This is a genomic window from Nonomuraea sp. 10N515B, assembly GCF_052245915.1.
Taxonomy (GTDB): domain Bacteria; phylum Actinomycetota; class Actinomycetes; order Streptosporangiales; family Streptosporangiaceae; genus Nonomuraea.
On the sequence record NZ_JBQQBQ010000029.1, the window covers coordinates 42,168 to 54,217 of the forward strand.

At 70.5% G+C, this 12,050-nt stretch carries 11 protein-coding genes; 5 read left to right on the forward strand and 6 right to left on the reverse strand.

All coding sequences use genetic code 11. The features are described from left to right. Positions 1-80 precede the first annotated feature (80 nt). On the reverse strand, positions 81-710 hold the full coding sequence (locus ACTWQA_RS34435) for a helix-turn-helix domain-containing protein (protein ID WP_305919629.1): 630 nt from the start codon (positions 708-710) through the stop codon (positions 81-83). A gap of 70 nt (positions 711-780) precedes the next feature. Between ACTWQA_RS34435 and ACTWQA_RS34440 the strand changes: the two genes are divergently transcribed. Both ACTWQA_RS34440 and ACTWQA_RS34445 read left to right on the forward strand, forming a co-directional pair. Then, positions 781-1,419, forward strand: coding sequence for a hypothetical protein (locus ACTWQA_RS34440; protein ID WP_443163160.1), 639 nt, complete (start codon positions 781-783; stop codon positions 1,417-1,419). Positions 1,420-1,529: 110 nt separating this feature from the next. After that, the gene (locus tag ACTWQA_RS34445; protein WP_443163161.1) at positions 1,530-2,009 is read left to right on the forward strand and encodes a hypothetical protein; all 480 of its coding nucleotides are present in this window, start codon (positions 1,530-1,532) and stop codon (positions 2,007-2,009) included. Here ACTWQA_RS34445 and ACTWQA_RS34450 read toward each other — a convergent pair. Continuing rightward, entirely contained in the window at positions 1,991-3,253 is a 1,263-nt protein-coding gene (locus ACTWQA_RS34450; protein ID WP_443163162.1) for an MFS transporter, read from the reverse strand. The two genes, ACTWQA_RS34445 and ACTWQA_RS34450, sit on opposite strands and share 19 nt — an antisense overlap. Positions 3,254-3,464: 211 nt before the next feature. Between ACTWQA_RS34450 and ACTWQA_RS34455 the strand changes: the two genes are divergently transcribed. Continuing rightward, positions 3,465-6,005: an MMPL family transporter gene (locus tag ACTWQA_RS34455; RefSeq protein ID WP_443163163.1), complete on the forward strand. Its 2,541-nt coding sequence runs from the start codon at positions 3,465-3,467 to the stop codon at positions 6,003-6,005. An 85-nt stretch (positions 6,006-6,090) separates the two neighbouring features. After that, on the forward strand, positions 6,091-7,371 hold the full coding sequence (locus ACTWQA_RS34460) for a hypothetical protein (protein ID WP_443163164.1): 1,281 nt from the start codon (positions 6,091-6,093) through the stop codon (positions 7,369-7,371). A 16-nt stretch (positions 7,372-7,387) separates the two neighbouring features. Here the strand turns inward: ACTWQA_RS34460 and ACTWQA_RS34465 are convergent, their stop codons facing one another. From ACTWQA_RS34465 to ACTWQA_RS34475, 3 genes are all read right to left on the reverse strand, one after another. Beyond that, positions 7,388-8,575: a helix-turn-helix domain-containing protein gene (locus ACTWQA_RS34465; RefSeq protein ID WP_443163165.1), complete on the reverse strand. Its 1,188-nt coding sequence runs from the start codon at positions 8,573-8,575 to the stop codon at positions 7,388-7,390. A 64-nt stretch (positions 8,576-8,639) separates the two neighbouring features. Then, a complete protein-coding gene (locus ACTWQA_RS34470; protein ID WP_305919622.1) occupies positions 8,640-8,840 on the reverse strand; it encodes an EF-hand domain-containing protein in 201 nt (66 codons plus the stop codon). A 32-nt stretch (positions 8,841-8,872) separates the two neighbouring features. Next, the gene (locus tag ACTWQA_RS34475) at positions 8,873-9,745 is read right to left on the reverse strand and encodes a LysR family transcriptional regulator (protein ID WP_443163166.1); all 873 of its coding nucleotides are present in this window, start codon (positions 9,743-9,745) and stop codon (positions 8,873-8,875) included. A 387-nt stretch (positions 9,746-10,132) separates the two neighbouring features. Here ACTWQA_RS34475 and ACTWQA_RS34480 point away from each other — a divergent pair, with 387 nt between their 5' ends. Continuing rightward, complete coding sequence (locus ACTWQA_RS34480) at positions 10,133-11,113, forward strand: aldo/keto reductase (protein ID WP_443163167.1); 981 nt, start codon at positions 10,133-10,135, stop codon at positions 11,111-11,113. Here the strand turns inward: ACTWQA_RS34480 and ACTWQA_RS34485 are convergent. Further along, complete coding sequence (locus ACTWQA_RS34485; RefSeq protein WP_443163168.1) at positions 11,110-11,973, reverse strand: helix-turn-helix domain-containing protein; 864 nt, start codon at positions 11,971-11,973, stop codon at positions 11,110-11,112. The two genes, ACTWQA_RS34480 and ACTWQA_RS34485, sit on opposite strands and share 4 nt — an antisense overlap. Between the last annotated feature and the right edge of the window lie 77 nt (positions 11,974-12,050).

Below are 12,050 nucleotides of genomic sequence, written 5' to 3' on the forward strand. Positions count from 1 at the left end.
CTCCCTTGCCCTTGCCTGTCCACTTATCGGACGAAGGTGTCCTCTATATGTGACTACCGTCCGCCATGGGTAGGGAGATGTCAACCCAGTGCCGCGGACAGCTCGGCGGCGGCGGCCACCACCCGCGGGCCGGTCGACTCCTCCAGGGGTCCGAACGTCACCACCCCCACAGAGGCCTCCAGCCACGGCAAGCCGGTCACCGGGGCGGCAAGGCCCCGCGCACCCTCCTGCAACTGCCCTTCCGTGACGAAGTAGTCGTCGCGTCCCTCACGCAGCGCCAGGATCGCCTGGCCCGCCGCGCCTTTCGCGAGCGGATGGCGCGCGCCCTCCCGGTAGGCCACGTGCATATCGGTCCAGGAAGGCTCGACCACCGCGACGGCGAGCCCGTCATCGCCCTCGGCCACGGTCAGGTGCGCGGTCGCGCCCACCTCCTCGGCCAGCCGCCGCAACGTCGGCAGCGCAGCCGCCCGCAGCAGCGGCTGCACGGCCTGGGCCAGCACGAGCACCCCGAACCCGAGATGCACCCGTCCCTCGGCGTCCCGGCGCACGAACCCCTCGTTCATCAGCGTCGTCAGCAGCCGGTAGACCACAGGACGGCTCAGCGACAACTCGCCGCTCAACTCGGTCGGCGTGCGCCCGCCCTTGCCGTCGGCAAGGAGTCGGAGCAGGCGGAGCCCGCGCTCGAGGGTCTGAGCGGATTCAGCGGCCATGCGACTGATTATCTGTGACGCTGCGCAGTCGGGGGGTACGTAGGGGGATAGGCACAGCCAGGGGGTAACGATGCGGCAAAGGTGGGTGTTCGTGCTCGCCGGCGTGGCCGTGTGCGTGCTGACCGCCGCCGTGCCGTCGATCTCCACCATGTCGATCAACACCATGGCGCTCATATCCCAGCAGACCCCCACGGATCCGCCGGAACGCCATCTGGTCGAGGACACCGTTTACGTCACCGAGGGCATCGAGGTCACCAGCCGGCTGCTGCCCACGGCCAAGGGCCTGGCGTTCCGCGCGAAATACCTCGCCGTCGGGGTTCAGCTCGACCAGGGCGGCCGGCTGTCCGGCACGCCGCGACGCCCCGGCACGTACGTCGTCCCCGTCCAGCTGTGCGCCGGGCAGACGTGCCGGGAGCAGGAGGTCACCCTCGTGGTGCTCCGCAACGTGCCGTGGGTGCCGCGCCAGCTGACCTTCCCCGGCAAGGTCGGCGTCCCGCTGGACGGCGAGATCGGCATCAGCGGCGGCCCGCCCGGCGTCCTGCCCACCTTCTCCGTGAACGACCACGCCAGGTTGCCCAGGGGCGTGAGCATCGGTCCTGACGGCCACGTGGGCGGCGTGCCCGCCACGCCGGGCATCTCCGAGATCCCGGTGCGGATCTGCGTGGCGGGCAACTGCGCGGGCGTCGTCGTACGGCTGATCATCGTCTGATGCCGGGTAGGGCGCACCCCACCTGAACTGGGGGGACGGCGGGCATGACCGGTGCGGCCCCGCGGCGGAGACTTCGAGGAGCACGCCCCGCACCTATGGAGGTATCCGTCATGAGCACTGTCACCGGCCTGCGCAGAAGCGACCCCACGCCGGCCGGACCGCCGCCCGTCGTGCACGCGGCCGCCATGCTCTGGTTGTCGGCGGTCGCGCTCGGCGCGTTCGAGGCCGCCCTGATGGTCACCCGAGAGCTGCTCGAAGGCACGTCCGCCCTGGCCGAGCTGCTGCCGGGCGTCGGATTCCGGCTGGCGGTCTTCGCCGGCGCGATCGTCCTGGCGCTGCGGCTGCGGCGCGGCCAGAACTGGGCGCGGTGGACGCTCGCCGGCACGCTGGGCGTGTTCGGCACGTTGTCGCTGGTGATCGAGCCCGCCCGGTGGCTGCTGGAGGGCGGGTCGATCGCCGAGGCCGCCGCCGGCCTGGACGCGGCGGGCTGGGCCTTCGCGGCCAGTCGGATTCTGCACGTGGCGGCCGTGCTCGGGGCGATGGCGCTGATGTTCCAGCCCCGGGCCAACGCCTACTTCGGGTCCGACTGAACCGGCTCGAGCCGCGCGCGGGCTCCGGCGCGCAGGTTGCGCACCCCCGGCGCCAGCAGCGCGCCCAGAGTGCTGACCGCGATGAGGACGGCGCAGCCGAGCAGCGACTCCTCCGTGCCGAACACCTCGGCCGCCGGTCCGGCCAGCATCAGCCCGATCGGCCCGAACATCAGCGACCCGAGCATGTCGTACGAGCTGACCCGCGACAGCGACTCGGCCGGGACCTCCCGCTGCATCGTGGTCTGCCACAACACGCCGAACACGTCGAAGCAGACCCCGAGCACGAAGGCCCCGGCCACGATCGCCCAGATCGGTGCGTCGACCCCGAGCAGCACATAGGGCAGCGCGGTCGGCAGGCAGAGCAGCACCGCCACCAGGATCGGCCGGCTCGGCCGCAGCCGGATCGACACCAGCACCCCGGCGATCATGCCGATGGCCTCGCCCGCAAGGAAGGCCGTCCAGACCGCCGGGCCGCCCATGCTCTCCTTGGCCCACAGCGGCCCGAGCACCCCGTGTCCGGCCTGGATGGCCATGACCAGCAGCGAGAACTGCGCGACCACCACCCAGATCCACTGCCGCGAGCGGAACTCCCGCCAGCCGTCGCGCAGGTCCGCCAGCACCGAGTGCCGCTCACCCGCGGGTCGCGCGCCGGGCTCCAGCCGCAGCAGCGCGATCAGCACGCCTGCCGCCGCGAACATGGCGCCGCTGGCCGTCAGCGCCCGGCCACCGCCGAAGAACACCACCGTGCCGCCGCCCAGCACCGTCCCGGCCACCCGGGCGGCGTTCTGGCCCAGGCCGAGCAGCGCGTTGCCGGTCTGCAGCCGGTCCTTCGGCACCACCTCGGGGATGATCCCGGTCAGCGCGGGGAACGTGACCGCCGTGGCCGTCCCGCCCAGCGCCGCCGCCGTGACCAGAGCCGGCAGCGGGGTCCAGCCGACCAGCAGCATGGCCCCCAGCGCGAAGAACGCCGCCGCCATCATGAACTCGCCCGTCATCATGACCCGCTGCCGCGGCAGCCGGTCCGCGATCACGCCGCCCACCAGCATGAACACGATCATGGGGAGCGACTCGGCGGTGAGCACGATCGACAGGGTCGTGGCGTCCGCTCCGGGCAGGTTCAGGATGCCGAACGCCAGGGCCACGGGTGCGAACGCGCTGCCCAGGACGGAGATCGTCCTGGCGGTCAGGAGCAGCGTGAACCGGCGATCCCGGAGCAGGCCTAGATCGCGTCCATAACCGAGCACCTGCGTGAACCCCCTAGGAGACCGGCAAACTCCCCTATTTTGCCGTACTTCTTGTCACCCCGTAACAAGACAGAAAGAGGAATGTGCAGGGGTTTGGCAAGAATCCGGCCCTCCTTCTCCCGTAATTTGCTAGGTCCCTGAACGAGGGGACTCGGCATGCAGGAGACGTTGATCGCCCAGGTGGCGGGGCGGGCGTACCTGGAGGGCGCCCTTGTTTGAATCCGCTGGCCGCCTGGTCTATCGCGGCAGGTGGACGCTGCTGGTGCTGAGCCTGGCGGCGGCCGTCCTCGCCGCGCCTCTGGGGCTGGAGCTGTTCGGGCGGATGGCCGACGGCGGCTTCGAGGATCCGCGGGCGGACTCCACGACCGCCACCCGCTGGACCGACGACTGGTACGGCCACGCCTCCGACGTGGTCGTTCTCTACCGGCACCCGACGGTCAAGGCGCGGGACCCCCGGTACAAGAAAGCGGTGCACGATTCGCTGCGGGCACTGCCGAAGGAGCATGTGCGCGGGCTGGCCACGTACTGGACGACCGGGTCGAAGCGGATGGTGTCGGAGGACGGGTGGGCGACGTACGCGCTGGTCACGCTCGAAGGCGACAAGCAGGCCGCCTACGCCGCCGTGGCGGACCGGCTCAGACGCGTCCAGAACCTCCACGTCGAGGTCGGCGGGCCGGTGCCGCTCCTGAAGGAGCTCAACGACCAGACCGCCGCCGACCTGGCCCGCGCCGAGGTCATCTCCATGCCGGTGCTGCTGGTGCTGCTCGTCATCGTGTTCGGAAGCCTGGTGGCGGCCGGGCTGCCGCTGCTCGTGGGGCTGTTCGCGGTGCTCGGCGCGCTGGTGTTGCTGCGGCTGCTGGCCGAGGTCACCGAGGTCTCGGTCTTCTCGCTGAATGTCGTCACCATGCTCGGGCTCGGCCTGGCCGTCGACTACTCGTTGTTCGTGCTCAGGGCGTTCAGGGAGGAGATCAGGAGCGGGGCGTCGAGCGAGCAGGCCGTGGTGCGGACTATGGCCACGGCCGGGCGCACCGTGGCGTTCTCCGGGCTCACGGTGGCCACGGCGCTGCTGGGGCTGCTGCTGTTCCCCCAGATGTTCCTGCGCTCGATCGGCCTCGGGGCGGCGGCCGTGGTGCTGGTGGCGATGGGGGCCGCGCTGGTGGTGCTGCCGGCCGTCCTCGGCATTCTGGGGCGGCGCGTGGACGCCCTCCGCATCACCCCACAGTTCGGGTACGGGCGGCGCGACGGCGGCATGTGGCACGCCATCGCGTCCAGCGTCATGCGCCGGCCGGTGCTGTACCTGGTCGCCGTGGCCGTCGTGCTGGTGTCGCTGGCTCTGCCATTCATGCACGTCACGTTCGGCAATGTGGATCACCGGGTGCTGCCCGCCGCCTCCGAGAGTCGTCGCGTGGCCGAGGCCGTGGACCGGGACTTTCCCAGGAACTCCATGGCGGCGATCGACGTCCACGTCCTGGTCGGGCGCTCCTTCACCGAGTCGCCCGTCGTCCCGGGGCCGCTCGGCCAGGGGCATTCGCCGATCAGCGCGGTCACGCCCGTGACACCGTCGGACGTGAAGCCGTTGACCGACCGGCTGCGGCGGCTGCCGAACGTGACCGGGGTCGATCTGGCGGGGGTGTCGCAGGACAACGGGGCCGTGCGGCTCGCCGTCCGCTACGACGCGGACCCGATGTCGGACGCGGCCCAGGAGCTGGTCAGGTCGATCAGGGACCTGACGCCTGGGCCGAACGTGCGGCAGGTGGTGGTCGGCGGGCAGACCGCCGCCCAGATGGATCTGATGGACAGCCTGGCCGCCACGTTGCCGTGGATGGTGCTGGTGGTGGGCTCGGTGACGGGGGTGCTGCTGTTCGCCGCGTTCGGGTCGGTGGTGCTGCCGGTCAAGGCGCTGCTGATGAACGTGCTGTCCATCGGCGCGTCGTTCGGGGTGATCGTGTGGGCCTTCCAGGACGGGCATCTGGCGTCCGCACTGCGGTTCACCCCCACCGGGTCCATCGACGCCACGGTGATGGTGCTGATCCTGGCCGTGGTGTTCGGGTTGTCCATGGACTACGAGGTGTTCCTGCTGTCGCGGGTGCGGGCGGAATGGCTGCGTACGGGGGACAACGCGGCGGCCGTGGCCACCGGGCTGCAGCAGACGGGCGGGGTGATCACCAGTGCGGCGCTGTTGCTGCTGGTGGTCATCGGGGCGTTCGCCACGGCCGGGATCACGATCGTGAAGCTGCTCGGGGTGGGGTTGTTCGTGGCGATCGTGGTGGACGCCACGCTCGTGCGGGCGCTGCTGGTGCCGGCGACCCTGCGCCTGATGGGCGGCGCCAACTGGTGGTCTCCCCGCGCCTTCCACCGGCGCGTGGAGCTTCACGAGCGGCCTGCCGGGAGAGCTCCCGCCGTGCCGCCTCCGCCCGTCGCGCTGCCCCAGGCCGGGGTCCGGCGGTCGGTCGAGCTCGATCCGGTTGCTCCGGAGCAGCCGCCCGAGCCCGTGGTGACCGTCAACGGGCGGCCCGCCGTCTTCGGCGCGGACACCGATCCAGTGCCGCTGGCGGCCGAGCACGAGCCGCCGGCCGGCGGGCGTGAGCTCGTACAGGCCAGGTCCTTCCGCAAGCACCCCTACTCCGCCCCCGAAGCGTCCGCGCCTGCCGAGGACGGTCCCCGGTGGGTGAAGGTCACGGCGGGGCGTACCCGGGTGGTCCGGGCCACTCCGGACGGCCGCGGCTGGACATGGGTGGAGGTGGACTCATGAGCGTGAGCCGTCGATCTCATTGATCGATGTTGATCGTCCGGATATGGTGCATATGCCCACGATCACCCCCCGGAAGTTAGGTGCCATGCGAAAGCGGCTGCGGCAGCTCCTCGTCATCGGACTCGCTCTCTCGTTCCTGGGCGTCGGCGTTCCCGCGTGGTCGGCGGACGACCCGCGCAGCTGCAACGACCTGCTCGCCGACGACACCCCCGCGTACGTGGTCTGCACCTGGATGGCCACCCCCGAGGAAGCCGCGGACATCGCGAGGTTCTGGCTCGACAACGACGGCGAGAACCTGAAGGACTCCGGCCCGGTGAACGGCGTCACGATCGACTGCACCGAGCCCGGCAACCAATGCGCGACCGACGGCGAGGGTGACGGCGAGCCCCGCGACGGCGGCGCCCCGGACGTCGACGGGGCCGAGGACGGCGGCACGCCGGAGTGCCAGAACGGCGAGGAGTGCTACGTCGACCCCGACGGCATCTCCGCCGCAGAGAAGAGCGCCGCCCAGCAGACGCCGGCCGGCCAGGCCGCGCAGGCCGCCGCCCAGACGAACATGCGCCTGTGGATCGAGACGGAGCTGGCCGACGACTACAAGGCCGGCACGCTCGCCGAGGCCGCCAAGAAGATCGCCGCCCTGGCCGCCGCACAGCCGGGCGTCGTCGGCATCCGCTTCACCTCGCAGCTCGGCTACAACCAGACCTTCGCCACCGCGGAGGAGCTCGACAAGTTCGTCGCCGAGGCCGCGACCGCGCTGCGTGGCCTGGCCCCGGGCAAGAAGCTGGCCGCGCACACGCTGGTGCCGGTGTTCGGCTGCGGCGCCAACGAGGCCTGCAAGGCCGAGATCGCCAAGAAGTACCCGCTGCTCGACCCCGACCGCATCGGCGTCTGGCTGGCCAAGGGCTACCTCGACCAGCTCGCCCTCGACAGCGGCCACTTCGGCACCGAGTACGCCACCTGGAAGATCGACGCCGCCGAGGCCCAGCGCAACCAGGCCATCCAGGTACGCGGCCGCGCCTGGGACGCCTACGCCCAGATCGCCGTCGAGGACGCGAGCTTCGCCGGCGCCCCGCTGAACGAGGAGCAGGCCACCAAGGCCATCACCGACCGCATCGCCGCCCCGCTCCAGGACGACGCCGCGGAGACGGTCACCCTGTGGACCCGCTGGCAGAACGACCAGGGCCAGGTCAGCCGGGTGTACGGCGAGAAGTGGGCCGCCAACACCACCTGGGACCAGCTCAAGAAGCTCGGTTCGGTCCGCGCCCGCCTGGCCACCATCTACGACCCCGCCAACCCTGAGGTGGACCTGGCCACCGACCTCAAGAACCTGTCCGAGGTGTTCGGCCAGGTGTACCTGCACGCCTGAGGGACGCACGCGGGCCTTAGCGGGACCGGCTCCCGATGACGGCTTGCCGCGCCCGAAGCGCGATCTCCAGCTCGAAACGAATGTCCGGATCGGCCAGCTGATCGCCGTACAGCTCCTCGAGCTGCCGCAGCCGGTATCGGACGGTCTGCGGGTGCACGTGCAGCCGGGCGGCCACCTCGCCCGCGCCTCTGCCGTGCCGCAACCAGGCCAGCAGCGTCTCGGCCAGCCGATCCTGCTGAGCGGGCCGTAGATGGGCGAGGGGCGCGAGACGTACGTCGGCCAGAGCGCTGACCAGCTCCTCGTCCTTGAACACCACCAGCGTCGCCATGTGGTCCTCGCACCGCAGCAGCCCGCGCGGCAACACGCCGCGCCGTGACAGCTCCAGAGCCTCCCGCGCCCAGCGCAGCGACGTCGCAGCGGCGGCCATCGGTACGGCCGGCCCGATCGTGCCCCAGCGTCCACGCAACGCCTGCTCCAGCATCTGCGCCTGGCCGGGCCCACTGGGATCGGGCACCAGCAGGCACGGCACCGGCCGCTCCAGCCCCGCCAGCACGTCAGGCGGCAGCAGGGGCATACGACAACCCCCAGGCCGAACGTCGAGTGCCACGCAGGCCACCGTCCTCGGCAACCGCCAGCCCGCCGCCTTGGCCAGGTCCGCGATGGCCTCCGGACTGGCGGGCGGGTGGCTCAGCAGCAGGTCGAGGAGGCGGTTACGGCGGCGTTCCATCTCGCCGGCGGCGTGCGTCCTGGCCTCCTCGAAGCCCTCGGCCGCCGCGTCCGCCAGCTGGTCGAGGTAGACGAAGATGGCCTCGCCCAGGTCGTACAGGGATTGGGGAGTCAACCTGAGGGGGTCGGCGAGCTCCGTCAGCCACCGCCAGCCGACCCGGGCGCCGAGGCGCATCGCGGTCTGGAGGGGCTCCAGGTTGCGGCCCTCGGCAGCCTCGCCTCTGCCGATCGCGCGGAACGGCTCCGGATCCCACGGGACGGCCGGGTGCTCGATGCGGTCGAGAAAACCCTCGATGGCCTGCTCGACCGCCATCCTGACGACCTTGATGTAGAGCTCGTCGTCCGGCCGGTCGTACTCGGGGATCCGGGCCTGGATCTCCTTGATCACCTCGTCGGAAACCCGGCCGATGCGCGACCTGAGCGTTGTCACGATGTCCGCGGGTGTACGGCTTTCGGTGATGTCACTCTTGATGGCCATCGTCCCTCCTGTCGCCATTGTGACGTAGGCAACAGAGGATGTGTAGCAAATGCTTGCTTTGCTATCACTTCTGTATAAAGGCGCCGAACTCCTCCACGTTGATCAGCCCATCGCCGTCCTTGTCGAGCCTGCGCACCCCTTCCTGCGCGGCCTCCAACGTCACCGGCTGGCCAAGCACGTCCATGAGCCGGACGAGCTCGTCAGCGGAGATACGGCCGTCGTTGTCGGCATCGATGAGGTCGAAGGTGATCGTGTAGTCGCTCATGAAGTCGCCCTTCCGCGGATCCGATGTTCGCGTCAGACCTTAGTGGCGACCTGCCGTAGCGCGTCGATGAATGCCGCGACTTGTGGACTCTTGTCCTCATTTCTCCATGCGATCGCGAGCTCTCCGGGCGGCAGCCCCGCCACGGGCCGGTACACCATCCCGGGCCGGTTGTAGAGCGCCGCGTTCCCCTCGGCCACGAGCACCACGCCGAGCCCGCTGGTCACAGCCTCGAACACCTCCTCCGGCGTGTTGGCGGTGACCCCGACGACCGGCTCGTCGTCCCGCGCGTCGAGCCCGAGCCAGAAGTCCCGCAGCGGCCCCGCCACCATGGGCAAGGCGATGAACGGCTCGTCGCGTAGCGCCTCGAACGGCACCTCCGCCAGCCCTGCCAGCCGATGATCGGCGGGCAGGGCCACACCTCTGGCTTCGGTGGCCAGCACGTACGTGCTCAGCCCCGCCGGTACCGGCAACCAGATGAACGCCACGTCCGAGGAGCCGTCCAGCAGCCCGCCACTGGGATCGTCCCAGCCGACCAGCCGCAACGACACCTCCCACCCCGGCATGGCTGTTCTGAACCGCCGCAACGCCGCCTGCTGCAACCCGCGTCCCACGGCCGTCTGCATCCCGATCACCAGTGTCCCGGTGGGAGCGGCCGCCCGAGCGCTCTCCAGCCCCGCCGCCCACCGCTCGAGCAACTCCCGGGCGACCGGCACCAACACCTCGCCCTGCCGCGTGAGGACGACGCCGCTGTGCACCCGCTCGAACACCCGGAATCCGAGCTGCCGCTCCAACACCCTGAGCTGCTTGGACAGGGCCGGCTGCGACACGAACAACCGCTCGGCCGCCCGCGTCACATTGAGCTCCTCGGCCACGACCACGAAGCTCTTGAGCAACTTAAGGTCCATGTATCTACCATGGAGCACGCAAGCCGAGGGCTATCCTCCGCAGGTCACGACACGGGAGGACCATCGCTGAGCTCGCCGCTGTTGCCTGGGCCTCCGTCCTCCGCGGGCATATGGAGAGACCACTCCAATGTCGCGTCAGCGTTGGCAGAAGCAGGCGAACCTAGCAGGGCGACACTCAGCGCGATGATCGCGAGGCCGCCGACACGTCGGATACTGCGCATGACCTTCTCCTTGGCGGTATGTCCATACGGGACGCGGGTGACTCTAGAGAAGCCCGGTATATCGCCGGTATGTCGCCGGTATGGGGCCGCCGACGCAAGTCCATAACCGCTGGTTATCGCAAGGGGACTTGGACACCGGGCACGCGCCCGCTGCAGGATCTGTCCCATGAAGACACGCCAGCTCGGAAATTTGCAGGTCCCTGCCATCGGCTACGGCGCCATGGTGCTGTCGCCGGGGATCTACGGAGACATTGACGACACCCGCGCGGAGGCGGCGCTCAAGGCCGCCCTGGACGGGGGCGCCACCCACGTGGACACCAGCGACGCGTACGGCGTGGATGGCCACAACGAGCGCCTGGTGGGCCGCGCGATCAAGGGCCGCAGGGAAGAGGTGGTGGTCGCGACCAAGTTCGGCCTGGCGATCCCGGAGGGGGAGCAGAGCCGGTCGCAGCCGGTCGGGTTCGCGTTCGGCGAGCTACGCGTGAACGCCGAGCCCCGCCTCGTCCGCCGCTACGCGGAGCGCAGCTTGCGTAACCTGGACACCGACGTGATCGACCTCTACTACGCCCACTACCCGGACCCGGGCGTGCCGATCGAGGACACGGTGGGCGCCATGGCGGACTTGGTGCGCGACGGCCTGATCAAGCACGTGGGCCTGTCCAACGTGACGGCCGCGCAACTGCGGGCCGCACACGCCGTGCACCCCGTGACGGCCGTCCAGAACGAGTGGTCGATGTGGCGCCCCGTGGACCCCGGCCTGCTCTCGGCAGCGCGCGACCTAGGCGTGGGCATCGTGGCGTGGAGCCCGCTGGGCACGGGTTTCCTGACCGGCACGGTCCAGTCCTTGAGCGAGGGCGACTTCCGCCACAACGCCCCCCGCTTCTCCGCGGACAACCTGGCGGCCAACAACGACCGCTACGCCCCCATCCGCAGCCTGGCCGCCCAGTTGGGCATCACCCCGGCCCAGCTCGCCCTGTCCTGGCTCCTGCATCAGGACGAGCACGTGGCCACGATCCCCGGCAGCCGCACCCCGTCCCACATCGAGGAGAACCTGTCCGCCGCCGACCTGACCCTCCACCCGGACACCCTGGCCAGGATCGACGAGGCCCTCGCCACGTTCGAAGTGACCGGCGGCACGCTCCTCTAGGCCACAGGAGCGCTGGACGGCCGGCGTGTGGTGGTGGCGGCCAGGTGGCGCAGCCTGTCCTCCGACTCCGAGCCCGGCTCGGCGGCGAACAGGTCCATCCCCTGTAGCTCCGGATCGCCCGGAAAGCCGACGAGTTCGGCGGACAGCCGCAACTCGCCCACTACGGGGTGGTCCAGGACATAGTCGCGGTGCGTCGCCGCCGCCACGTGGTGCTCGTTCCACAGGCGGCGGAATTCGGGACTTCGGCTGCAGATCGCGTCCACATGCTCCATGATCTGCGGGTGCTTGGGGTAGCGGGCGGCCAGGAGACGGAGCTGGGCCACGTGCTCCTGCGCGAGGCGCGGCCACCCCTCCCCGTGCATGCGCTTGATCTCCTCATCCAGGAACACCAGGTGGCCGATGGTCCTGCGATCCTCGGGGATGGCGGCGAAGTCGGCGAACACCGCGGCCGCCAGTCTGTTCCAGGCGACCACGTTGGCGTGCCGCCCCAGGACAAAGGCCGGGGTGAGGATCATGGAGTCCAGCAGCCGCTGCAGCCCCGGCCGCACCGGGGTCTGCGGGCAGTCGCGGCATCGATGTGCCGGGTGGGCCAGGGCGTGCAGATAAGTCCGCTCGTCCGCGGTGAGCCGCAGCACGTCGGCGATGGAATCCAGCACTTCAGCCGACACGTTCTGGCTGCGGCCCTGCTCCAACCGGGTGTAGTGGGCGACGCTCACTCCGGCGAGCAGCGCCAGCTCCTCGCGGCGCAGCCCGCGCACCCGCCGCGTTCCGTGGTTCTTGTACGGCAGACCGGCGTCCTCCGGTCGCAGCCGTGCCCTGCGGGACTTGAGGAACTCGCTCAGTTCGGCTTCACGATCCACATCGATCCACCCTAAGCAAGGTTTGAGTAGTCAACACACGGGACTGGCTGGGATCCGGGGCCACGATCAGGCTGTCC